This window comes from Candidatus Limnocylindrales bacterium (genome assembly GCA_035626395.1).
GTDB lineage: Bacteria > Desulfobacterota > Binatia > UBA1149 > CAITLU01 > DASPNH01.
The window spans coordinates 351672-376023 of record DASPNR010000030.1; the positions used below are offsets into that span (position 1 = coordinate 351672).

The following is a 24352-nucleotide window of genomic DNA, read 5'->3' on the forward strand; positions in this document are numbered from 1 at the left end:
TCTAGCGCAACCGGCACCGTCGGCTGGCGCCGCGTGCCGCTGTGCCGGCCGCGATCGCGCAGCCTACGCTTCCGTGCCCGCCGCTACTGCCCGATCGTGGTCGCGGTGCCGGGATCCGGGCATTCCAGCTCGCTCGGGATCGCCGCGCAGCCGCGCAGGATCAGCAGCGCGTCGGTGGCGTTGACGGTTCCGCTGGAGTCGACGTCGCAGGTGCAGAGCTCGCATTCGCGCATGCCCAGTGCGCCCTGCAGAACGACGACGGCGTTGACCACGCATCGGCTGTTGCTGAACGGATGCCCGCAGGTACGGCACTCGCCGGCTTCCACGTCGCACGTGTCGGTGCAGCCGGGCACGGAAACACACGAACCGCACGGTGGCACGCCGAAGCCGCGCACGGCCACGACCTGATTGAAGCCGCCGAACGTCGAGAACAGGAAATCGCCGGTCAATGGATCGACCACCGCGCCCTCGGCGCCGGACAATCCGGTGACGAAATCGACGCGGCTGTTGGGGATCGGGTCACCGTTGGCGTCGATCCGATAGGCCGCGATCTCACCGGCAGCATACTCGGCAACGAGCATGCTCGAGTGATCGGTGAATTTCGGCGAGCCGGGCGGAACGTAGACGAATCCTTCGGGACCGCCGACGATCTGCGTACGAGGAGTCACATCGACGAGATCGTAGGTGCCAGTTCCATCCGGCACGACGGCGGCGTCGAACCAGTTGCCGCCGCCGTACGTCACGAGCTTGAGCCGCCCGGCACCGGGAAATCCCGGCGGGACGAACCCGAGCGCCGACAGCGAGGACGGGATGTCGAACTGCGCCATGTCGATGATCTTGCCGGCCTCGGTGCTTCCCGGCTCGATCTGGCCGAGCTCGTTGACGGGCCAGCGCGCCAGGAACAGGACATCGCCGGGACCATAGACGACGCCGCCGTCGTTGTAGGCGGCGTCGGCGTAGACCTGCGCCGTTCCGCTGAAGCCGGTGATGTGGTTGGCGGCGTCACGCGTGACCTTGATGGAGTAAAGCTGGCCGGCGCTCTCGTTGGCCGCGCCGCCGATGAGGATCGTGTCCGCGTCCCCCTTCTTGAAGGTGAGGCCACCGTAATTGGTGGGAAGTCCGGGCACGCTGCCGAGAGGATCGATCGTGTAATCCGTGTTGAACGGCGCAGCGACGGTCTGCGCGTGGCAGGGCGTGCCCAATGCCATTGCGAGCAGCGCGGCCGCGAGCGCCGACCGCGTGCAGGTTCTCCAGGTCATGAACGGGTTCCTCCAACAGAAAGGCGTAAATTGAAGGAGCCAACGATGCACTGGTGCTGCAAGCGAGGTCAAGCTGAGCGTGCGCGAACGCACCCGGACAGGTTGTTGTCTTGCCGACGGGACAGCTCACGAACACGTCTCCAATCGCTCGGCGTCGATGCGGCGGCAGCGGACAGCCGATCGAGCTGTCGTGTCCGGCGAGCGCGTCGTGACGTGCCCGCTGCCCGAATGATCACAGCGTCTTCAGATACTCGATGATCGCCGCACGCTCTTCGTCCGTCAGCACGTCGGTGAACTCGTGGCCGGAGTTGGACTGGCTGTACATGCGCGTGTTGTAGATCTTGCGGTCCTCGATCTGCTCGTTCGACATCGTCGGAGCGGCGATTCCTCCGAGGATGTTCCACGACAGCGAGCCGTTGGCGTACAGGATGCCGAGCATCTGCTCGACCAGCGGCGTCGCGAACGGATCCAGCGGGTCGCATTCGAGGTACGGCGTCAGCGCCGGCGATCCGCACTCGAGCTCGTCGTACTTCCATCCCATCACCGCCGGATCGTAGGCGATGGCCAGATCGGTCTCGTAGCCCATGACCACGCCCTGGCGCGCAGGCTTGGACATGCGGCGCCAGAACGTCGGGCGTTTCGAGGAGTCCAGCACTCCCCAGACGTTCGGCACCGAGCCGTTGTGGAAGTAGGGCGCCGAGGCCCACACGCCGTGCAGCGGCTGGGCAAGGTAGCCGATCAGGTTGTACTGCTCGGCGCAGCCTTCCTTGCCGTAATAGGTGAACCAGCTGTTCTCGGCCGCCTGCTCGACCGCCTCGCTGTTGCCGTCCATGCGCGCGGGATCGGTGTTGATGATCTCGATCGGCGTCACGTTGGCCGCGATGCCCGAGAGCACGGGCGAGGCCAGGAACTTCTGGCTGCGCACGAAGCGGGGTGCATACGCACCGTGGCAGCTCGCGCACGAGCCGTTGCCGCCTTCGGGCCGCGGCACCGGGTTGGCGCGCCGCTCGTCCCACAGGTCGAGCCTGTGGAAGAGCTTGGATCCCTTCTTGGCGAGCTTCGTATCGATGGGCAGCGGGTAGGGCGGCGACTGCAGGCTCAGCATCCAGGTGTTGGCGGCGTACTCGTTGGCGAGAATCCAGTCGTAGCCTTCCTGGTAGTTGGGCGTGGCCGCGCCCGGCATGTACCAGGACAGCTCGATGCGCGTGGAGTCGCTGCTCATGCCCGCGTCGTAGAACTTGGCGGGACGATGGCCGAGGTTCCACCAGTTGGGCGGATCCTCGCTGCCGGTGTTGGCCGACAGCCAGAACCCTGGATTCAGCAGCATGCCGGGAACCGTCGTTTCGAAGTCCCACAGCGTCAGCAGACCGAAGAGCTGGAAGTTGGTGATGTTGCCGCTGCCGCGCACGCGGTTCAGGCTCATGACGTTGAAGCCGTTGTTGGTGTCGCCCGCTTCGGTCAGCAGCAGGTTGACGTCGGCGAGGCCGTTGTTGCCGTGCAGCGGACCCAGGCCGGCACCGTCGCCCGCGTTGCCGACCTGTCCGCTGTGGCAGATCGAGCAGGTGATGCCGATCTGACCGGTCCAGCTGCCGTCGGCGTTGCGGGTCTGCGTCAGCGCCATCGGCAGCTGACCCGACCCGCCATCGGTCAGGTTCGGGTCCTCGCCGGGCAATGGGTACGGATTGCGATGCGCGCTCAGCGGCGTGCCGTAGCGCTCCGCGACCAGCTCGTCGAAGTCGGCCGGACGGTCGGGGAGTCCCCAACGCTCCCACAGCGAGTTGTATTCCGAAGACTCGATCGCCCATGAGCTGGTCGAGCTGTTGCCGCTGAACTCCCAGCCGGCTCCCTGCTGCCCGTTGCCGCCGAGCAGACGTGCGCCGGCGTCGCGCAGTGCCCGCAGCTCGCCGCACGTTGCCGGCTGCTGATCCAGGCAGTCGTACCAGGCAACGTTGAAAACGACGGCGCGGTCGAAAGTCGGCGTGACGAGCGACCGCGGATCGGGCGGCAGCACCTTCTCGTCAGGCTGTCCGTCGCAGTAGCGGAACCAGTAGTGGCCGCCGCGCTCGCTGCCGAGGAGCTTGGACTGCGCCGCCTCCGTGGGCGCGGCCACGAACAGCGAAGCCGCGATGAGGGCGAGGTGGAGAGGACCGAGGAGTAGAGGATGCACAGCGGATCTCCTTTTCCGCGACCGAGCGCGACCCGGAGCTGCCGCCTCGGTTCGCCGGTCCGCGCGTCAATCCCCTCTCGCGACGTGACGAGGCTTCTCCCGAGCCCATCGCGTCCCGTTCGCCCTGATCGTGATCTTACCGGCTGTGCGGATGGCAGCCAGATGGGCCGGCAATGAGCATGCGCGCGGGCCCCGATGGGGGCGGATGTGCAGAGCCGCTGCGCCGCTGTTCCGTCGGCCCCAGCGTTGCGATAGCGTCCGCGCCGGTCATGGCCGCAGGCGCCGACAAGCTTCCGCTCGACCAGATCCGCCGCAGGTACGTGGAGAAGAAACGGCCGCTGCCCCACGACGTCGAGGCGGCGCTGCGCGCCGATCCGCGCGCGGCCGCCCGCGCGATCCTGGCGGCGGTCGAGAAGCGCCGGCACGCCAACCGCGCCGAAGGCCAGCGGCTCCGGCATCTGTTTCGCTTCGAGCAGGAGGTGTGGGCGACCGGCGTGACGCGCATAGCGGGCGTGGACGAAGCCGGGATGTCACCGCTTGCCGGCCCGGTCGTGGCCGGCGCCGTCATCCTGCCCGTCGGCTGGCGGCACGCCGGCATCGACGACTCCAAGAAGCTCGATGCCCAGGAACGCGACCGCCTGGCGCTTCAGATCAAGGCCAATGCGGTGGCGTGGGGCGTCGGTGTGGTCGCACCGGAGGAGATCGACCGCCTCAACATCTACTGGGCGGGGCTGCTGGCGATGAAGCGCGCCGTGGAGGCGCTCGGCATCACTCCCGAGCACCTCTTCATCGACGCGCGAAAGCTCGCCGACGTGCCGATTCCGCAGAAATCGATCGTGCACGGCGACGCGCTGAGCTTCTCCATTGCGGCCGCCAGTATCATCGCCAAGACCACGCGCGACGCCATCATGGTCGAGCTCGACCGCAAGCATCCCGGCTACGGCTTTGCGCGCCACAAGGGGTACCCGGTCCCCGAGCACTACTCCGCCCTCGACCGCCTCGGTGCCTGCCCAATCCACCGCCGTTCCTTCGCGCCGGTGCGCAAGGCTCTGGGGCTGGACCCGGTGCAGACCGAGATGTTTCCGCTGGAGCCGCCGTGCGCGGAGCGCGTCTCCGACGGCGTATCGATGCAGCCGCTCAGCGATCCCGTCCTCCTCGACGGCGCTGCGGTGCAGCCGCCTGTCGAGCACGTCAGCGGCGAGGCAGCGATGCAGGCGTCGGGTGCGCCCGCCGCCGACGCCTGAGCGCCCGTACCGCTTCCCTTTGCGCCGCTTCGCACCCGCCGCTTTCCGCCGATCGGCGTGATCCGCAATCCGATCGTCGCAACCTGACGTTCTACTGCCTGGCGGGACGGGTCTGTTCTGTTTGAGCCCCGCTGGGGCGCCCGTGGAGCAAAAGGACGTCAGGAGTGCATCAGTCGATCAGTGACGAATTTCTACGTGGCCGCGCTCGCGATATGATCCGATCGGGGCGGTTGCCCCGGAGGCTGCCCGAGTCTACTTGGGCAGGCCGAGGAACCGGAGCGGCGTGCAGGCTTTGCGGTGCGCCCGTGGGCCACGATGAGGTTGGATACGAGATCGAACTGCCCGCAGCCGACGGCGGCGAGGCAGTCAATCAACATTTCCACGTGCGGTGTTTCCTGGCACTCGAGTTCGAGCTCCACTGCGGTGCCGCTGCGTCGGCCTCAGGCGATGGGGATCATCGATCCTCGGCCACGCCGGTCACTGGCGGCGGGGGCGACTGAGGATGCACGTGGCGGCGGCCGTGACCCAAGCCGGGAGGCGCGCGCGCCATGGCTGCCGTAAAGCGCCCCGATGCGACGGGCACGCTCGGCGACGTCCTCTACGGTCAGCCGCAGCGTCTCGTGCTGGAAGAGGAATGGGTGACGCTGGTGCAATCGGTCGCCGCCGGCAACCAGCACGCGCTGCGGGAGTTGTATGATCGGGGGCACCGCATCGTGTTCACGCTCGCGCTGCGGATCACCAACAGCCGTGAGACGGCCGAGGAGGTGACTTTGGATGTCTTTCACGACATCTGGCGCCGCGCCTCCGGCTATGACGCCGACAATGGCAGCGTCCTTGGCTGGATCATGAATCAGGCACAGTCGCGGGCCATCGACCGTCTGCGTTTCGAGCAGCGCAAGAAGCGTATCCGGCCCGTCGACGACGGTTCTGCGCCGGGCTTGCCCGTCGGTCCCATCGAGGGAATCGAACTGGGCGAGATGCGAGAACGCGTGCGCACTGCGCTGGCGATCCTGACGCCGCAGGAGCGGCAGGCGATCGAGACGGCGTTCTTCGCTGAGCTCAGCTATTCGGAGGTTGCCGAGCTCCTCGATGCGCCGGTGGGCACCGTCAAGACGCGCATCCGATCCGGCCTCGGAAAGCTGCGCCAGTTCCTGATCCAGACAGTGAAGCAATGAAGGACGCATCGAAAAGACACGCGGAGGAACAGGCCGAACGGCTCAGCCTCTACGCGGTGCAGGCGCTGCCGACCGACGAAGCACGCGCCGTCGAAGCGCACGTGGCGACCTGCGACGACTGCCAGCGCGAGCTCGGAGGGCTGCGCACCGTCGTCGATTCGTTCGTCTCCTGGCCCACCGATGTTCTGCGCCCGTCCGCTTCGCTGTGGGACCGTCTCGAGCAGCGTCTGGGTGCGCCCGATGCTGCGACCGCCTCGCCGGTGCAGCGGTGGACTGCGCCGCAATGGAAGGAAGTGGCGCCGGGCATTTCGTGCAAGCTCTTGTCCACGGATGCCGATCGCCACCGCGTCAGCATGCTGGTGCGGCTGGCGCCGGATACCGAGTATCCGCCGCATCGGCATGCGGACATCGAAGAGCTGCATCTTCTGGACGGCGAGCTGTGGATCAACGACAGGCAACTCTTCCCCGGCGACTTCAGCCGCGCCGAGCCCGGCACTTCCGACCGGCGCGTCTGGAGCCCGACCGGCTGCACCTGCTTCCTGCTGACCTCGACGCAGGACGAGCTGAGCTGACGGCACGCGCCGCATCGTAACGCTCGCGTCGCCCGAGCCGTGCTGGCCGCACGGAGGCACAAGGACATGAGACGGCGCCGTTTCCTCCGATTGCTCGCGGCCGCCGGTGGCGCTCCGCTGCTTGCCGGCCGCGGCCGCGCAGCCACCGGCGCGCCGCTGGCGACGGCGGTGGCGATTCATCGCGACACGCGCAACACGCTGCTTGGCGCCGTCGGTGCGGGATTGCGCCGGCTGCGGACGCCGCCGCCGCCCTTCAAGAGCTACCCCGCTGGACGCGTGGACCTCGAGCGGCCCGTGGCAGCGCAGGGGTTGACGCTTTCCCAGGCAGTCGCGCGGCGCGCGCGAGAGGCATCCATCGGTGCCGGCGAGATCACCGCGGCCGAGCTGTCGCGGCTGCTGTTCTTCACCAATGGCGACACGGGCAGCGCCGACGGCGATCCGCTGCACCTGCGCGCGGCGCCATCGGCCGGCGCGCTGTACGCCGGCGAGCTGTACGTGATCGCCGAGCACGTGGCCGGCCTCGCTCCCGGCGTCTACTACTACGATGTGGCCCGGCACGGCCTGCTGCCGGTGCGATCGGGCTCCGCGCGCGCGGCTGCGCTGACAGGACTGGCAATCGGCGGCGCGGTCGCGCAGGCGGCGGCGCTGGTGATCGTCACCAACGTCTTCGAACGCTACGAGCATCGGTATGCCAACCGCGGCTATCGCTACGCGCTGGTGGACACGGGCCACATCGATGAGAACCTGCGGCTTGCTGCCGCCTCCGCCGGCCTCGCATGCAGGACCGCCGACCGATTCCACGATGACCGTTTCCACGAGCTTCTCGAGATCGACGGGCGCGAGGAAGCGGTCTGCTCGGTGCATGCGCTCGGCCGTGTCGGCGACGCCGCCGCCGCTTCCGAGACGGCCTCTCTCATCGAGAAGCAGGTTGCCGATCGCGGCGGCGTCGCGCAGGGTCTGACGGCGCCGCGGCTGTATCACGAAGCGACCAAACTGGTCCCCGCGCCGGCAGCGGTCGCCATGGCCGGTCCGCCGGCGCGCCCGGCGGCCGAGATTGCTGGAATCGCGCTGCCGCAGGCGGCGCAGGCCGATGCTCTGGTGGAGGACTGCATCCGCAGGCGGCGCTCGCCTTCGGCATTCGAGGAAGCGGACATTTCGCTGCTCCAGCTTGCGACGGCGCTGCGTCTGGCGTTGCCGCAGGCGATCGCGCAGAGCAGCCTTGGCATGGAGCTCCACGTCATCGCGCACCGCGTGCAGGGACTGGCGCCGGGGCTGCACCGTTACGACCCCTTCATGCACACGCTGGCGGCGACCGGCCGCACCGGCGAAGACCTCAGCGCGGCATTACGCGCCGTGTGTCTGGGGCAGGCCCACGCTGCCACCGCCGCGGCGGCGTTGGTCATGGTGGCCGACGTGGCCGGCGTGGCCGCGCGTGCCGGGGAGCGGAGCTACCGCGATCTTCTGCGCGAGGCCGGCGCCATCGGGCAGCGGATCTACCTGGCGGCCGAGGCACAGGGGCTGGCGGCGCGAAACCTCGCCGCCTTCACCGACGACGCATTCAACGAGCTCCTCGGCCTCGAGCCAGCCAGGCGGGCGGCCGTGCACCTTACGATGTTCGGCGCGCGCGCGGCGACCACGTAGCGAACGGCGCACGGGCACGAGGCCGGTTCGTTATACGCCCTTTTGCTTGCGGCGTGGTGCACGCCGCCGCCACGCAGTGCATACTTGGTCGCTGCATGCCGGCACCGCCCCCCCGCAGCGGCCCCATGATCCGCGAGTTCGCTCTGGCGGACTGGTTCACGCTTGCCAATGCCGCGTGCGGGGCCGGCGCCATCTTCTCGATGATGACGTACCTGGAGGTGCGCCAGGTCCTGCACATCTACTTCGCCGGCGGTCTGGTCGCGCTCGCGCTCCTGTTCGATTTCCTCGACGGCCGCATCGCGCGGTGGCGCCGTCGCGCCTCCGTCATGGGGCGCGAGCTGGACTCGCTGGCGGACGTGATCTCCTTTGGCGTCGCACCGGCGATGATCGGCTACGGGTGCGGTATGCAGGGCCTGTACGATCGGCTCGTGCTCGTCTATTTCGTCGTCTGCGGCGTCTCGCGCCTGGCCAGGTACAACGTCACCGCCGAGTCGCTGGCCGGCGGTGGCGACAAGGTGAAGCACTTCGAAGGGACGCCCATTCCCACCTCGATCTTCCTGGTGCTCGTCCTGGTCGCCGCCGCAGCCTCGGGCGCGGTCGGCAGCGAGCTGCCACTGGGCATGGTGGAGATTGCCGGGTTCGAGCTTCACCCGCTGGTCTTGATGTTCGCGGCATCGGGCACGCTGATGATCAGTCGCGTGCGCATCCCCAAGCCCTGACGGCCCGATCCGGCGCGGCAGCTACCGTCGCCATGGCGCAGGCAGCAGGCCCCAGCTAGAGATCCTGCCGCGCAGACGGAACCGACAGAGTGAGACGCGCTCATGCGGGAAGCATCCGCATGGCATGGCATGGCTGGGCCGGCGGCGGACGATATACTTTCGTCGATGCCGTCTCTGCTCCGCTCCAACGGTCGCGGCCACACCACTTCGCACACACGAAGCCGCCCTGGCCTCGCCTGGCGTGGCGTGCTCGCGTTGTGCGTCTGCCTCGGCTGCTGCGCACCGGCTGCGGAGGCATCGGCTGCGCCGACGGAGGCTTCGCCGGCGCAGCATCACCTCGACGCAGCGCTGTTCGATGATCATGCCGCGCTGGATGCGGCAGGTCCCGATCGTCCCATTCCGATGCTGCACGAGCCGAAGCACATCCGGTCTTGCTGCGCCTTCGGCCTGGATCTGGCGGTCGATCTCGGGCTCCTTCGCGTGCCCCTCTACAGGTACCGAACCATCCGCGGCACCGAGGATCTGGGTCCGCACGATTACGCAGCCGGGCTGCTGCAGATCACGCCGAGCCCGGCGCGGCGCCGCGGCGAGAGACCCGCCTATGAGAACAACGGCATGGTCTACACGTGCCGCGGCGGATTCATCGACCTCGGCCATCTGCGCGATCACGCCGACCGCACCGTGTTCTTCGCATCTCGCGTCGAGCCGTGGCTCGAAAGCGGCGGCGTCATCGCGCTGCGCGATTTCGGCGGCAGGCGCCGCGTGGTGCTCGAGCCGGTGCCGGAAGCGAGAATCGCCGAGGTTGGCCGGCGCAGGCTGGCCATCGCGACGGCACAATGGATCGCGATGCAGGTCGCGATCTGGCACGAGATCGGCAGCTGGTACGGCAACAGCAACATCCCGTTCTTCCCGGAGAAGCTGTCGAGCTTCTCGATGGAGGATCTCTATTCCAACCTCGTCGGCACGAAGCTGGCCGCCGGCATCATCCTGACGCAGAGCCCGCGCACCGAGATCGAGTACGACCGCGCGATGACCGAATGGCTGCCGGCGGCCCTGCGGCGGCTCGAGATCGTCTCGAAGGATCACGCGTCGGCGGCGATGCGCGCGGTCGACGGCGTATGGTGGGATTCGAGCAAGCGGCTGCCCGATTGGAAGATCGTCCGGCGGCGGAAGTACGACCTCGGCTCGCCGCTTTCGCCGTGGCTCGTTTCGATGGCGTATGCTCCGGAGCCGGCGCCGTTCGTCGGTTGCACCGGAGAACCGCAGCCGCTCGCGCTCGCAAAACCGGATGCGCTGCAGGGCGTGCCGCTCTCCACGCACGCGCGGCTCGAAGTCGATGTGAACGACAATCTGGCGGCCAACGGGTTCCCGTTCCCCGACGCCGGCAGCCGCCGCATCACGCAGGCGGATTTCCCGTTCATCGTCGAACGGATCCGCGGCGAGCTGTACACGGCGTTCGGCGCCGCCTCCGATCATCCGCGACGGTGAGGTCACTCGCGTCGCGGCGGATGTCGGGTCAGATCCCGAAGCGCCCCTGCGCGCGATAGCGCTCGATGAACTGCGAGTAGTCGCCGGGCTGCTGCTCGGTGCGAAGGCGCGTCTGCGGCAGCGCTACCCATGGCTGCGCGCTGCGCGTCCAGATGTCGCCGACGGGCTCGACCCAGCTGGTGTCGTCGAAGGTTCCCGTGCGAACGCTGAGCATGCCGATCGACGGGATCTGTCCGTTGGCGATGCGGCTGCCGCATTCGCCGCAGAACCAGCCGAAGCGGCGGTTGCCGGCATCCGAAGTCCACTTGGCGGTCCTGGCCTCGCCTTTCACGAAGCGAAACGCGGCTTCCAGGATCGTGGCGGGTGTGGAGAACGCTCCCCCGCCGAGCTTCTGGCAGTTGGTGCAGTGGCAGTTGTAGATCATGAGCGGCGGCTGCGTGATTTCGTAGCGAAGCGCGCCGCACATGCAGCCACCTTGGATCGGCAGGGCGACCATCGGCTACCTCCTCGTCTCCAGTCTGCCACACCCGTAGCCTGCGTGGCTCTGGCGCGCCAGCGGCGCGCGTCACGCGCCAGGGACAGGGCGCCCCGCAGCGGCGACGCACCGGCCACGCACCGGCGACGAAATGGAGCTTCGGTTGGCGTCAGGATCGTACGGCGCGTGGGAGGGCCGGGCTGCCTCAGAAAAGCCAGGCTCAGGACCTGGCCCGACCATCGGCCTGCAACCGATGGATGTGCCGGATCGCGCTGCCGATCGTCGCTCGACTTCGCGACCTTCGCGCTGCATGGACGCGGCAGGCGCGCTGCGGCGTCCCGAAGCAGCGGGGCGGGCGCGGCCGCGGCCTCTGTTCCACGCGGACCGCCGCGTTCTTCACGTGGATGCGCAGATCGTCATCGGGCCCGCAAGAGCAGGCGAGCAGCAGCCGCTGACGCGGATCGCGCACGCCGCCAAGCGGCATTGGGGCTACCCGGAGGAATGGATCCGATCGTGGAGCGCCGACCTTACGGTCAGCGCGGACGCGATTGCCCATGATCCCGTGTACTGCGCGCGCAGCGGCGGCGACATCGCCGGCTTCTATGCGCTGTCGGTCGAAGGCGACGTCGCCGAGCTCGAGCACATGTGGGTCGAGCCAGGATACATGGGCCTCGGCGTGGGACGCGCGCTGTTCGAGCACGCAAAGGATACGGCCGCGCGCCTGGGCTGCGGCCGCATGCGCATAGCCTCCGATCCCAACGCCCTCGGCTTCTACGAACGCATGGGCGCCCGCCGTGTCGGCGCCGTCGCATCGACACCGGCCCCACGGATCCTGCCACTGCTCGAGCTCGCGCTCTGAGACGCCGGCGGTTGTCGCCGCCGCCACCGCGCGTTGAGCGTCGGGTGTGACCAACCGATCGCGGTCGCACGCCCTTTCGCCCTGTGCCGTCCAACGCTGCTGGCGCCGCTCGTCGAGCCTGCTAGGTTCCGCTCATGGAGAAAAAAGCGATCAATCCGTGGACGTGGCAGGACAGGCTCGGCTTCGTGCAGGCCAATGAAGTCAGCGGCGCGGCGCGTACGCTGATCGTCTCCGGTCAGACGTCCGTCGACGACGATGGGCGGCCGCTGCACGCGGGCGACATGGGCGCGCAGGTCGCGCGCGCCGTCGCCAACCTGGAGACCGTGCTGACGGCGGCCGACTTCACGCTCGCCGACATCGTCAAGATCACCTACTTCACCACCGACATCGACGCGTTCGTGACGTCGGCGGGAGCGGGACTGGGCCGTCTGGCGCAGGGCGGATGCAGGCCGGCGTCGACCCTGATCGGCGTGTCGCGCCTGTTCCTTCCGGAGATCCTCGTCGAGATCGAAGCGACCGCAATGAAGTGAGCTATTCGTAGTTGCCGCGCACCCGCAGCTGCACCTGGTAGCCGCCTTCGGGCCGGTACAGCGTCAGACCGTAGGCGAGGCGAGGGCCGTTCGGATTGAGGTTCACCTCGTTCGTGTCCATGTCGACGCGGCCGATGGCGTTGTCCTCGAGGTCCGTCGTCTCCACCTCGATCTGCGAGACGATCTCATCGAGGGCGATCGTGTCGGGCGGAATTCGATAGCGGAAGCGCAGGTGCACGGCGGCCGTGCGGCCGTCGTCCTGGTTGATCACGCGCATCCGCACGCGTGCATTGCCGCCGTCCAGCTTCACGCCCGTGCTGCGTGCCTCGCCGTTCTCTCCCGGCATCTGCAGCGTGACGTCGGCCTGCACCGGCGCCGGACTGTCATGCGCGGGCGCAGCGCCGGGCAGCGCGATCAGACAAACCGTAAACAACGCAGCCGCAATCTTCATCGCTCTCCTCCATCGTCAGCATTTTCCGAGCGCGGCCGCGGGCGTGTCTGCGGCCGACCGTCCGGTCCTCCGGCTTCGTGTCCGCCGTGGAAACGCCTTGGCCGCGCGTTCTTCGTGCGTCTCTCCCGTGGCGCCCGCTCTTCGCTCTTCGTCACCGGATCGAGCACGACGAAATGCTCCAATGCAAGACCTGACCCCGTTCAGGCGCCGTTCAGGCGGGGGCGGTGTAGCGGTCTTCGATGGCGCGTTTGATGGCCTGACGGCTCTCGACAGGGCTCATGTCGCGCGTCTCGATCTGCTCGGCCTCGTCGGCCAGCGTGTCGTCCTTGATCGCGAAGCGGAACCACTTGGAGTAGTCGCGCTGGCGCAGGTGATGCAGCCAGGTCTCGTCGTCGACGCCTTCGGCGATCTGCGTGAACAGCGCCAGGTTCTGCGCACGCAGATTGAGCCGCTCCTGCGGCCCACGGAAGTAGAAGCTCATGTCGCCGAGATCGCCTTCCGCGTACTTCCGGAGATGACGCCGGCGCTCCATCTTCGGCGGATGGATGCGCATGAGCATCGGGCGTCCGCCGTCGCCGCCGCAGGAATCGCGCGTCCACACCAGCGCCTGGCCCGATTCGAGCACGATCGGATCGAGGGGGGCCACCGGAGCGCCGACCGACCGGCAGAATCCTTCGATGGACGTCTGCGGTGCATCGCCGATCGCGATCACCATGTCGATGAGCGACAGGATCGATTTGGACACCGAGTCGGCGTGCACCGTGATCAGCATCAGTCCGCTCATCTCCTGCGGCAGCGTCTTGGGCGTCCAGGGGTTCGGCATCAGGTGGTGCGCCTCGTCGACGATCAGCCAATGCGGCCGGCCCACGCGCGCGCGCAGCTCGAGGATGCGGGGCAGCAGCTGCTCGTAGAACGTGGGGCGATGGTCGAGACTGACGCCGAGCAGATTGACGACCACGTTCTCGTGCGGCTTGGCGATCAGTTCCATGACGGCTTCGATGCTCGGCTCGCGGCTCGGATCGCCCTGCACGACGGCCAGGTCCATCGTCTGGTAATCGCCCTCGGGGTCGATGACGCAGAACTGGTAGTTCTGCTCCGCCAGCCCCTCCATGATGGCCGTAGCGAGGGTGGACTTGCCGGCGCCGGACGTGCCGGTGAGCAGGATGTTGGTGCCGTAGGGCGGAATGCTGATGAGGCCGCTCTCGATCAGTGCCGGAGTGGCGCCGACGCCTTCGTGCTCGGGCGGCGCTGCCGCTTGCAGGTGCGTGCCCAGCACGACGCGGCGCTGCTCCATGCGCGGCGACAGGTCGCGCAGGTCGTTGGCGATCATCTTCTCGATGAGCTCGTTGACGCCCGCACCGTGGTCGGCGGCGGTGACGTAGTCGGCGCGCTCCTTGATCGTATCGAGGGCATTGGCCACCGCCACCGAGCACTCGCAGAGGTTCATGAACGCGTGGTCGTTTTCGGCGTCGCCGACGGCCACCACATTGTGCGGCGACAGCCCGAGCTGGTCGAGCGCGACCGTCAATCCCGCGGCCTTGTTGATTCCCGACGGCAGCACCATCACCGCGCCCTTGTTGAAGATGACCTGAAGCTCGAGCCCCATGTCGCGAATGGTTTCCAGGACCACCGTTTCATTGGGCTGCCACGTCGCCACGATGACGCGGCCGACCGAGATCGGCGTGACGCCGCGGTTGCGCAGCGTCTCGACGAAGCGCGGCGGCGGCGGCTCACAGAGCGGCTGCTCCTGACGCGTGGCGGGGCAGTAGAGGAGCGCGCCGTTCTCGGCAACCACCCGATCGAACAGATCGAGCCGATCGTAGACGCGCTGGAGGTCGTCGAGCTCGCGTCCGGTCACCAGCAGAACCTTGCGTCCGGTGGCGCGCAGGCATTCGAGCGCCGCAAGGGTATCTTTGCTGACCGCGCCGTGCAGAGCCAGGGTACCGTCGTAGTCGGTGGCCAGGGCGAAATAGCGCATGGCGTCCACCTTAGAACGCCCGGAGCGAGACGCACAGATGGTTGCGGCATTGCCGTGCTGCGCGTGGTCGCGCAGCTGGACGCGCAAAAGGGTCGGACGCCTCTTCGCGCGGAAAAGCGTCCGACCCGAAAGGAGGTCAGCGAGAGCTAGAGATTGTCGTACACCGAGCTCCAGAACTCGCATTGGGCGCGACGGAAGCCGTCGAGCTTGTTCAGCTGCGCGTTCAGCCGCAGAACCTTCTGCGACCGCGCGTTGAACTTCGGCCAGCCCAGCGCCTTGGTGGCCTTGGGCTTGCCCTTCTCGGCAAAGCGCGACCAGTACTCCTGGATCTGGCGTCCCAGAGTCTGGTCGTAGGAGGTCGGCGGCGGCACCGAACCGAACACGTACGCGATCTCGGCGCCGTGGAAGGCGCCGAGGTCCAGGAGCGACACGAACGGCAGCGGGATGACGCGCGCGAAGTTGTAGAAGTACGTGCGGTTCTTGTGCGCCGCGACGCGCTTGGCCACGTCGTACGTCGAGCAGACCAGGCTGGCGTCGCCGACGACGCGGATGAGCGCGTCCTGAGGCGAAGCGAAGTCGTCGGACGGATACAGCAGCGCGATCTCGTCGGCGTAGTCGGCGAAGCGCGTAAGCAGTTCGGCCTGGTACTCCTCGTCCGTCTCGATGGGCTCGGAGCCGACGAAGAAGAGCGTGCCTTCATCGGAATTCGCGCCCAGGATGTAGGGCACGCGCGCGAAAAGGCCTGCGTCGAACAGATCGCGCGGGTGATCGGGAACCATGCCCCCGTCGATGCTGATGCCGAGGTTGGCGCCGATGCTCGGCGATGCCTCGCCGGCCGGTCCGGCAGCCAGGAGGTCGGCCACGGGCAACGCACGCAGGCACGCCAGCTCGTCGGGCGCGCCGTCGCATCCGGCCGCCGCCGCGATGGCGTTGGCGCTGATGTCGGCGTCCTCGGCGGAGGCCACGCCGACCGAGCAGCCGCCGCTCTGGCTGATGGCGCGATGGAAGAGTCCGGCGCTGAGCGGCGAGATCATGTGCGCGCACACGTCCCAGGAGCCCGCCGACTCGCCGAAGATGGTGACGTTATCGGGGTCGCCGCCAAAGGAGGCGATGTTGTCGCGCACCCAGACCAGCGCTGCGACCTGATCGAGCAGTCCCTGGTTGCCGGCATAGGGGAAGCTCGGATCCTCGCCGGCCAGATCGGCATGAGCGAAAAAGCCGAAGACGCCGAGCCTGTAGTTGATCGACACGACGACGGTGTCGTGCGCGTCCGCCAGCGCGCTGGCATCGTAGAGGCGCTCGCTCTCGTAGGGAGGGAAGGGCACGAAGTCGCCGGTGGAGCCGCTGACGTTGCCGCCGCCGTGAATCCACACCATCACCGGGCGCGGCTCCTCCGGCGTCAGCGTCGGCGTCCAGACGTTCAGGTAGAGGCAGTCCTCGTTTTCGCTCGGAGTGCCGATGATGCCGTCGACCTGCGGGCACGCGCTCGAATAGCTGGAGGCATTCAGATGACCGAAGTCCGGTACCGGCGCCGGCGGCCGGAAGCGCAGCGGTCCGACCGGCGGAGCGGCAAAGGGAATGCCGAGGAACTCCACCACGTTGCCGGCGGTGTGTCCTTCGACGGTGCCGCCGCTGACGGCGACCACCGGCCCGCCGCCGGCCACTGCCGCTGCGGCCTGCATCGCCACTGCCAATGTCGTCCCCAAGCAAAGGGCAGCCCTGCGACTGCTGCGCATCGCGTGATTCATCACCGTCTCCTTTCGGGAGTGCCCTCCCCGATGTCTGGCCGCCCCCGCGGCCGCTCGTTCTCGACGAGCAATCCCGATCCCTATGCCTGTTTTGGGCCGGAGTACAGCCGCAAGTTGCACCGGCGCGGCGGCCGCGCGCGGCCGCGCGCTCGCATCAGGCGGTGACGGCCGTCGTGCCTTCGCGCAGCACAGTGGCGGCGCGCGGACGGCCGGCTCTTGGCCTACGATGCCCGCGGCCACCGCGACCTTCGCCGCTTCCCCGCCTGTGCGCGGCCAGAAGCATCCTCGGCGTCGAGAACCGGGCCCCGCTGTGTTAGCTTCGGCCCGTGCCAGGAGGGAAGTGCCGATGAGCGAGGCGGGCATCGCCTGGTGGATGTGGGCGATCTTCGGACTGGTGCTCGCGGCCCTCGAGCTGGCCACGCCCGGCGGCTTCTACCTTCTGTTCTTCGGCATCGGAGCGCTGCTGGTCTCGTTCCTGACCTGGGGCGGAATGGTCGACGCCACGCTGCCGCAGCTGCTGTGGTTCTCGGTTCTGTCGGTGGTCGCGACCGTCCTTTTCCGGCGCCGCCTCGTCGACAGCCTTGCCACGCGCGAGCCCGAAGCAAGCGACTCGATGGTCGGTGAGGTGGCCGTGACGCTCGATGATTTCGATCCCGACGGCTTCGGCAAGGTGGAGCTTCGCGGCACGGCCTGGAGCGCTCGCAATGTCGGCAACGGACCGTTGCCGCGCGGGCACAGGTGCGTGGTGCAGCGCGTCGAAGGTCTGCTTCTGTTGGTTCGGCCCGCCTGACGGGCATTCGCGAGGAGCGGTCCGATGGCCGCACGAAAGAGAGGGAAGGCATGACCGGTGGATTGATCGTCGCGTTGGTACTGGCCCTGCTCGTCGTCATCGTCATCGCCAAGACGGCGATCGTCGTGCCGCAGCAGAGCGCGTACGTCGTCGAGCGGCTCGGAAAGTACAGCGGCACGCTGAATGCCGGCTTCCACATCCTGATCCCCTTCATCGACGTGGTCCGCTACAAGACGTCGCTGAAGGAGGAAGCCATCGACATCGCCGAGCAGATCTGCATCACGCGCGACAACGTGCAGGTGGCGGTCGACGGCGTCCTGTACCTGAAGGTGCTCAATCCCGAACGAGCCTCCTACGGCATCACCGACTACGTGTTCGCGATTTCGCAGCTGGCGCAGACCACGCTGCGCAGCGAGATCGGCAAGATCGAGCTCGACCGCACCTTCGAGGAGCGCACCAACATCAACACGTCGGTCGTCAGCGAGCTCGACAAGGCGACCGAGTCCTGGGGCGTCAAGGTGATGCGCTACGAGATCAAGAACATCACGCCGCCGCAGGACATCCTGGCCGCGATGGAGAAGCAGATGCGCGCCGAGCGCGAGAAGCGCGCCACCATCCTGCACTCCGAAGGCGTGCGCGATGCGGCCATCAACACGGCCGAAGGCGAGAAGCAGCAGATCATCAAGAATTCCGAGGCGCGCAAGCAGCAGCAGATCAACGAGGCGGAAGGCGAGGCGGCCGCGATCCTCACCGTCGCCAACGCGACGTCCGAGGGCATCCGCAAGATCGCCGAATCGATCCAGGCACCCGGCGGTTTCGAGGCGGTGCAGCTTCGCGTGGCCGAGCAGTACGTCTCGCAGTTCGGCGAGATCGCCAAGCAGTCCACGACGATGGTGCTCCCCACCAACATGGCCGACGTCGGGTCGCTGCTGGCGCTCGCGATGAACTTCATCAAGGAGGGCGGCGCGAAGGCCGAAACGCAGACGCCGGTGCCGAGGGCCTAGATCGGGCAGGGCGGCAGCGCGATGACCGATGCGCTGGGGCGGCCCGGCGCCGGCGCTGCTCGGCATCAAGCCGGCAGCACGAAATAGAACGTCGCGCCCTCCCCGAGCGCCGACTCCGCCCACACGCGCCCTCCATGACGCTGCACGATGGTTTGTACGGTGGCCAGGCCGATGCCCGTTCCGACGAACCCCTCGTCGTGATGCAGCCGTTCGAAAGGCTGAAAGAGCTTGTCGACGAAGCGAATGTCAAAGCCTACTCCGTTGTCGCGCACGAAATAGATGCGCTCGCCTTCTTCGCTGCGGCTGGCGAACTCGATTCGGGCGTCCTGACGGCGTGAAGTGAACTTCCAGGCGTTGCCGAGCAGGTTCTCGAGCATGATGCGCAGCAACCGCGGATCCCCGCGCGCGGTAAGGTCGTCGCCGATGACGACCTCGACGCTGCGCTCGGGCGACTGCTGAGCGAGCTCGTCCAATATAGATCGGGCCACCGGCGCAAGATCCACGACGTCATCCGATCGCGCGATTCTCCCTAGCCGCGCCAGTCCCAGCAGGTCGTCAATCAGAACGTCCATCCGGTTGGCCGCGGCCTGCACCCGCGTCAGATAGTCGACGGCCGTGGGCTCCAGCGTCTTGCCGTAGTCGTCGACGAGGAGCTGACTGAAGCTGGCGATCGAGCGCAGCGGTGCACGCAGATCGTGGGATACGGAGGCGCTGAAGCGCGTCAGATCGCGGTTCGCCAGCTCGAGCTCGAGGGTGCGCTCGGTCACCCGCCGCTCGAGAGTCGCGTTGAGGACGCGAACCTGTTCTTCCGCCACTCGCCGGCGCCGGTCGGTCCGGTACGAGCTGATCATCTGCGCGCAGCTGGTCAGGAACGGCTGAAGATACTCGACGAGAGCCTCATCGTACCCAGCCGGTCGATTGGCCAGCCCTACCATTCCGACCAGCTCGCCGCCCACGAGCAGCGGCATTCCCACGAAGGTGTTGATGCTGGGATGGCCTTTGGGAAACCCGGTGCGCCGGGGGTCGGTCTTCGGATCGTTGGAGATCACGGTGGCGCCGCTGGTGATGGCCAGGCCGAAGAGGTTGTCGAGCTTGTGGAACTCGAGGTTGGGCGCCTGCGCCTCGTAGAGCGCCCGCGTCTCGTCGTTCCACGCAAGGTTGCTGATCACGTGGCATTTCAGGAACTGGTGGCCGTCCTCTGCCTGCAACACCTCACCGATGAAGCCGTACTTGCTGCCGGTGAGGCTGAGCAGCTCGTCGAGAACGATCGAGAAGATCTCGTCCGGCGCGCGCTCGGTGATGAAGCTCAGCTCGGCGCGATGCAATGCGGTGATCAGGTCGTGATCCGCCCGCATGGCTTCGTCGGCCTCACGGTCGAGGCGCAATCGGCGCTCCAGCGCCCGCCGCGAACGGGCCAGGGTGCTGGCCAGGTAGACCGAGCTTCCCATGCAGATCAGAAGCGTGACGCTGGCGGCGGCACTGAGCGACTTTACCGGGTCTTCCGGCAACACCATCGCATTGACCAGAATGCTGCCCGCGGCCACGACCGCCACGCAAAGCTGCGCGACGGGCCCCCACGGCAGCAGCGCCGCCGACCCCAGCGTGACTGCAGTCGATACGATCGCGTTGCTGGCGAGCTCGTGGCGAAGCAGGCCGTTGAGCGCCAGCGATACGGAGACGCCGGCGATGGCGACGGCCCCGGCGGCCTTGGCGACCGCGTCGTTCGGCCATCGCCGCACCACGAACAGGCACGCGAGCAGCAGCGCCATACGGCCGCTCTGCACCAGCATGACGCCCGGCGGCTCTTCGACCGCGCCGAGCTGACTGACGACGAAGTAGACCGCGAACCCGGAAGCCAGCAACGTCAGGCCCAGCCGCATGCGATCGACGACCGGCGGCAGCAGATCGGAGTCGAGCTCGGCGGACTGGCCTGTTGTGCGCTGGGGCATCAGCCGGAGTGGCGCTGCGGGAGGCGGCGCCGGAACGATAGCCGTCTTCGCAGGGCCTTCAAAACGTGCCCCGAGGCGCAAGTCCGGCCAACGAACCTCGCCGAGGAGTGCGCGAACGGTTATTCGCCTCCATCGCCGCCTGCCGTCAGGCGCTTGTAGGCGGCGAGCGCCGACCGCTTGGCCATCTCGTGCGACACGATCGGCTCGGGATAGTCGATACCGAGGCGGACTCCCGCGCTCGCCAGCACCGATGCCGGCGCCTTCCACGGTTCATGCACGCAGCTCGTAGGCACGTACTCCAGAGCGGGCAGCCAGCGGCGCACGTAGGTGCCGTCGGGGTCGAACTTCCTGGCCTGGAGAGTCGGATTGAAGATGCGGAAGAACGGCGCCGCGTCCGCGCCGCAGCCGCTGACCCACTGCCATCCGAGCGTGTTGTTGGCCAGGTCCGCGTCGACGAGCGTCTTCTCGAACCAGCGCGCTCCATGCTGCCACGGCAGCATCAGGTCCTTGACCAGGAACGATGCCACGATCATGCGCGCGCGATTGTGCATCCAGCCGGTCGCCGACAGCTCGCGCATGGCTGCATCGACGATCGGATAGCCGGTGCAACCGCGCTGCCAGGCCTGGAGCCCGGCCTCGTCCTGCCTCCACGGGAAGCGCACGAATTCCTCCCGCAGCGGCTGCTCCACGGCTTCAGGAAGGTGGTAGAGCAGATGGTAGGCGAACTCGCGCCAGACCAGCTGTCGCACGAACGATTGCACGGACGCAGACAGCGCGGGGCGGCGCTCGGCCAGGTCGTGCAGCACGTGCCAGAGCTGGCGAACGCTGATCTCGCCGGCCGCCACGTGCGGCGACAGCCTGGAGGTCGCGCTGCGGTCGAGGCGATCGCGATCGCGCGAGTAGGCGGCCAGACGATCGAGGAACAGCGTCCACGTCGCCCGCGCGCCGCTCTCGCCGGGACGCCAGAGGCCGGTCAGACGCCGAGAGCACGCTTCGTCGCCTTGCCAATGCAGGTCGTCGATCCGCAGCGAACGCAGCCACGCTGGCGGCGGCGGGATCGCCGCCGGCGATGCCAACGGCTGCTCGGGCGAGCCCTTGGACATGAGCGCGCGCCAGAACGGCGTGAACACACGATACGGCGTACCGTCGGCCTTGGCGCTCAGCGACGGGTCCCGCAGCAGCGCGCCGTCGGACGTGCGAGCCGCGACGCCTGCCGCTCCGAGCGCACGCTCGACGGCTGCGCTCGCGGCAACGGCGGCGGGCTCGTACCGGCGATTCCAGTAGACGGCGCCGGCTCCGGATTCGGCGCAAAGGTCGAGCAGCTCGCGCGCCGCGTGCCCGCGCCGGACGACGAGACGGTTGCAGGCTTTGCGCAAAGACGCGTCGAGCGCATGCAGCGAGCGCGACAGCCACCAGCGCGATGGTGCCCCAAGGGTCTGGTCATCGTCGCTGCCTGCGATGAAAACCGGAATGACGATGTCGTGCGATGCGCACGCCTGCCAGAGCGCAGGGTTGTCGTCCAGTCGCAGATCGCGCTGGAACCAGACGATGGCGGCCGACGGCACGCGAGCAGGCTAGGGAGCCACGGAACCGGGAGCAACCCGGGTGGCGCATCGATGCGATCGTGCGCGAGCGTCGTCCCGAGCAGCCGCTGCCCGTCAGCGCGGGCGCCGAGGAATGGTTCGACGCTTCCAATGACGGGCCTTCGCGGCAAGACTGGCGTTCATGAACATCGATCGCCCCACGTGGCACCGCCGGCTTTCCGTCGCCATGCCCGAGCAGCTCGACCTCTACGAAAAGACCAAGGCGCTGCAGTGGAATGCCACCGATGCGGTCGACTGGTCGCAGCCTGTCCGCAACTACACCGAAGCGGCGTACGCGGCCACGGGCGGACGCATCTCGCGCGAAGACTTCGACCGCATCTGCGCGGAGCGGCGCGCTTTCACGTTCACACAGCTCTTCTTCGGCGAGCAGGCGGCGCTAGCGCTGTGCGCGCAGCTCATCAACCAGTGCCCGGAGCTGGAGGCACGCATGGTGCTGGCCGGGCAGGTGATCGACGAGGCGCGGCACGTCGAGGTGTTCGGCAGGTATCTGGACAAGCTCGGCGTCGATGCCCCGCTCGATCCGATGCTCGAGGGCATCGTGCATCAGCTGCTCGACAGTGACTTCTACGGCGAGAAGATCGTCGGAATGCAGATCTTCCTCGAAGGCATTGCCGTCGGGCTGTTCCAGGTGTTCGCGCAGGAAAGCCCCGACCCCCTCCTGCGCGAGCTCATGCGCGGCGTGCTGCGCGACGAGTCGCGCCACGCGGGGTTCGGCGTCATGTACCTGGCCGACAAGTTCGAGCGCGCCACGCCAGCCGAGCGAAGACGCACCGAGCACTTCGTGGGGGACCTCTTCCGCGGCTTCGGGATGATGATGGGTGCGCCGGGCGGCGGCTTTCTCGCCGGCACGTTCGAGGACATCCGCCATCGCCTGCGCCAGATCGGGCTCGAGGTGCGGTAAACGCGATTGCGTCGGCCTGCCCTGCCTTCGCCGCGGGCCGAGGACCTTTGGCACGGGCAGGCGGCGTGCTTATAGTCGTCGCTCGTTTTGATCCGCCACGACGAGAAGCTGCTGTTCCGCCCCAATGCCACCGGCCCCGTTTCGGTGTGCCTCGCCTATCCCAACAGCTATCGCGTCGGAATGGGCAATCTCGGCTTTCAGGCCGTGTATCGCCTGCTCGCCACCACTCCCGGCGTGGTGTGCGAGCGGTTGTTCCTGCCCGAAGAAGGCGAGCGCTGCCGCAGCCTGGAGAGCGGACGGTCGCCGGCCGAGTTCGACATCATCGCCTTCTCGCTCTCTTTTGAGAGCGATTATCCGAACATCGTGCGCATGCTCGACGCGGCCGGCATCGCGCCGCGCGCCGCCTCGCGCCGGCAGGACGCGTGGAGCGCGCCGCTGCTGCTCGCCGGCGGTCCGGCCACCTTTCTCAACCCCGAGCCGGTAGCGCCGTTCTTCGATCTGTTCCTGATCGGCGAAGGCGAGGAGATGATCCAGGAAGCGTTCGCCGGCGCCGAAGACTGGAGCGGGCTTTCGCGCGAAGCGATCCTCGATCAGCTCTCCTCGGTCGAAGGAGCCTACCGCCCCGATCTCTACGAGCCGATCTACGGCGAATTCGGCCTGACGGGACTGCGCGTGGCGGCTGGCGCCCCCGAGCGCGTGCGCCGCCGCTACGTCGCCGACCTCGACCGCTTTCCTGCCGCGACTTCGATCGTCGCGCCCGACGCCGTCTTCGGCGAGTACTTCCTGGTCGAGGCCAGCCGCGGCTGCGAGTGGGGCTGCCGCTTCTGCGCGGCCGGATTCATGTACCGGCCGGTTCGGCATCGCGGCGCCGAATCGCTGACGGCGCAGGCGCTCGAAGGCCTGCCTGAATCCTCGGCGGCGACCGTCGGGCTGGTCGGCGCGGAGATGGCCAGCCATCCGGCCATCGCTTCGACCTGCGAGCGCATCGCAGAGGCCGGAGGCCGCGCGTCGCCGTCGTCGCTGAAGGCCGATCAGATCAGCGCGCGTCTTGCCGCGGTCGTCGCGCGCAGCGGTACCAGGTCGGTGACCGTCGCTCCCGAAGCGGGCTCCGAGCGGATGCGGCGCGTGATCAACAAGAACCTGACCGAGCCCGAGATCCTGCGCGCCGCCGATCTGATGGTCGGCGACGGTGTCGAGTCGCTCAAGCTCTATTTCATGTGCGCGTTGCCCACCGAGACCCAGGATGATCTCGACGGCATCTATGATCTTTCGGCCAGGCTGCGCGCCCGCATGATGGGACACGGCCGCAAGCGCGGCCGTGTCGGCCGCATCACCGTCTCGCTCAACCCGTTCGTGCCCAAACCGTGGACGCCGTTCCAGTGGGACGCGATGGCGCCGGTCGGCGAGGTGCAGGCCAAGATCCAGCATCTGCGCCGGCGCATCGGGCGGCTTCCGAACATGGAGCTGGACGCGGACTCTCCGCGCGAGGCCTACATGCAGACGCTGCTCAGTCGTGGCGACCGGCGCGTGGCCGACGTCATCGAGTGCCTGGCGCGCACCGAGCGCGGCTGGTGGCAGGAGCTGGGCCGCATGCGCCGCGGCGAGCACGAATCGGTCTCGATCGATCCGGATTCGTACGTGCACCGGCAGTACGAGCACGAAACGCTGTTCCCCTGGGACTTCATCGACCACCACATCGACAAGAGCTACCTGTGGCTGGAGCGGCGGCGCGCGCTGGCGGAGCGGCAGACCGAGCCTTGCGACGTCGCTACCTGCCGGACCTGCGGAGCGTGCTGAG

Annotated in this window: 20 protein-coding genes; 12 read left to right on the forward strand and 8 right to left on the reverse strand. The window is 68.0% G+C overall.

Going from position 1 to position 24352, the window contains the following annotated elements:
• Positions 1-83: 83 nt before the first annotated feature.
• A complete protein-coding gene (locus VEC57_10965; GenBank protein ID HYB99637.1) occupies positions 84-1259 on the reverse strand; it encodes a hypothetical protein in 1176 nt (391 codons plus the stop codon).
• 232 nt (positions 1260-1491) lie between these two features.
• A complete protein-coding gene (locus VEC57_10970; GenBank protein ID HYB99638.1) occupies positions 1492-3426 on the reverse strand; it encodes a hypothetical protein in 1935 nt (644 codons plus the stop codon).
• 269 nt (positions 3427-3695) lie between these two features.
• Here VEC57_10970 and VEC57_10975 point away from each other — a divergent pair, with 269 nt between their 5' ends.
• From VEC57_10975 to VEC57_11000, 6 genes are all read left to right on the forward strand, one after another.
• Positions 3696-4670: a ribonuclease HII gene (locus VEC57_10975; protein HYB99639.1), complete on the forward strand. Its 975-nt coding sequence runs from the start codon at positions 3696-3698 to the stop codon at positions 4668-4670.
• 548 nt (positions 4671-5218) lie between these two features.
• Positions 5219-5845: a sigma-70 family RNA polymerase sigma factor gene (locus VEC57_10980; GenBank protein HYB99640.1), complete on the forward strand. Its 627-nt coding sequence runs from the start codon at positions 5219-5221 to the stop codon at positions 5843-5845.
• Entirely contained in the window at positions 5842-6417 is a 576-nt protein-coding gene (locus VEC57_10985; protein ID HYB99641.1) for a cupin domain-containing protein, read from the forward strand. Before VEC57_10980 ends, VEC57_10985 begins: the two co-directional genes overlap by 4 nt.
• Before the next feature lie 66 nt (positions 6418-6483).
• Entirely contained in the window at positions 6484-8058 is a 1575-nt protein-coding gene (locus tag VEC57_10990; protein HYB99642.1) for a SagB family peptide dehydrogenase, read from the forward strand.
• 95 nt (positions 8059-8153) lie between these two features.
• Entirely contained in the window at positions 8154-8777 is a 624-nt protein-coding gene (locus VEC57_10995; GenBank protein ID HYB99643.1) for a CDP-alcohol phosphatidyltransferase family protein, read from the forward strand.
• Positions 8778-9023: 246 nt separating this feature from the next.
• Positions 9024-10265: a DUF4056 domain-containing protein gene (locus VEC57_11000; protein ID HYB99644.1), complete on the forward strand. Its 1242-nt coding sequence runs from the start codon at positions 9024-9026 to the stop codon at positions 10263-10265.
• A gap of 28 nt (positions 10266-10293) precedes the next feature.
• Here the strand turns inward: VEC57_11000 and VEC57_11005 are convergent, their stop codons facing one another.
• On the reverse strand, positions 10294-10761 hold the full coding sequence (locus tag VEC57_11005) for a GFA family protein (protein ID HYB99645.1): 468 nt from the start codon (positions 10759-10761) through the stop codon (positions 10294-10296).
• A 379-nt stretch (positions 10762-11140) separates the two neighbouring features.
• Between VEC57_11005 and VEC57_11010 the strand changes: the two genes are divergently transcribed.
• Together VEC57_11010 and VEC57_11015 are read left to right on the forward strand one after the other, a co-directional pair.
• Positions 11141-11599 (forward strand): GNAT family N-acetyltransferase, encoded by a 459-nt coding sequence (locus VEC57_11010; GenBank protein ID HYB99646.1) that lies wholly within the window; start codon positions 11141-11143, stop codon positions 11597-11599.
• Positions 11600-11733: 134 nt separating this feature from the next.
• The gene (locus tag VEC57_11015) at positions 11734-12129 is read left to right on the forward strand and encodes a RidA family protein (GenBank protein ID HYB99647.1); all 396 of its coding nucleotides are present in this window, start codon (positions 11734-11736) and stop codon (positions 12127-12129) included.
• A gap of 1 nt (position 12130) precedes the next feature.
• Here VEC57_11015 and VEC57_11020 read toward each other — a convergent pair whose 3' ends face one another.
• The 3 genes from VEC57_11020 to VEC57_11030 all read right to left on the reverse strand — a co-directional run bounded on the left by VEC57_11020 (position 12131) and on the right by VEC57_11030 (position 16240).
• Entirely contained in the window at positions 12131-12580 is a 450-nt protein-coding gene (locus VEC57_11020; GenBank protein ID HYB99648.1) for a hypothetical protein, read from the reverse strand.
• Between the two features lie 211 nt (positions 12581-12791).
• Positions 12792-14558, reverse strand: coding sequence for an HAD hydrolase family protein (locus VEC57_11025; GenBank protein ID HYB99649.1), 1767 nt, complete (start codon positions 14556-14558; stop codon positions 12792-12794).
• Between the two features lie 146 nt (positions 14559-14704).
• Positions 14705-16240, reverse strand: a complete 1536-nt coding sequence (locus VEC57_11030; GenBank protein ID HYB99650.1) for a carboxylesterase family protein — start codon at positions 16238-16240, stop codon at positions 14705-14707.
• Between the two features lie 412 nt (positions 16241-16652).
• Here VEC57_11030 and VEC57_11035 point away from each other — a divergent pair, with 412 nt between their 5' ends.
• Both VEC57_11035 and VEC57_11040 read left to right on the forward strand, forming a co-directional pair.
• Entirely contained in the window at positions 16653-17096 is a 444-nt protein-coding gene (locus VEC57_11035; protein HYB99651.1) for an NfeD family protein, read from the forward strand.
• A 50-nt stretch (positions 17097-17146) separates the two neighbouring features.
• On the forward strand, positions 17147-18100 hold the full coding sequence (locus VEC57_11040) for a stomatin-like protein (GenBank protein ID HYB99652.1): 954 nt from the start codon (positions 17147-17149) through the stop codon (positions 18098-18100).
• Positions 18101-18165: 65 nt separating this feature from the next.
• On the opposite strand, the gene VEC57_11045 is transcribed toward VEC57_11040, so the two are convergent.
• Both VEC57_11045 and VEC57_11050 read right to left on the reverse strand, forming a co-directional pair.
• Entirely contained in the window at positions 18166-20049 is a 1884-nt protein-coding gene (locus VEC57_11045) for a GAF domain-containing protein (GenBank protein ID HYB99653.1), read from the reverse strand.
• Positions 20050-20168: 119 nt separating this feature from the next.
• Positions 20169-21614 (reverse strand): deoxyribodipyrimidine photo-lyase, encoded by a 1446-nt coding sequence (locus VEC57_11050; GenBank protein ID HYB99654.1) that lies wholly within the window; start codon positions 21612-21614, stop codon positions 20169-20171.
• 160 nt (positions 21615-21774) lie between these two features.
• Here VEC57_11050 and VEC57_11055 point away from each other — a divergent pair, with 160 nt between their 5' ends.
• On the forward strand, positions 21775-22554 hold the full coding sequence (locus VEC57_11055; protein HYB99655.1) for a ferritin-like domain-containing protein: 780 nt from the start codon (positions 21775-21777) through the stop codon (positions 22552-22554).
• An 87-nt stretch (positions 22555-22641) separates the two neighbouring features.
• The gene (locus VEC57_11060) at positions 22642-24351 is read left to right on the forward strand and encodes a radical SAM protein (protein HYB99656.1); all 1710 of its coding nucleotides are present in this window, start codon (positions 22642-22644) and stop codon (positions 24349-24351) included.
• Position 24352 lies beyond the last annotated feature (1 nt).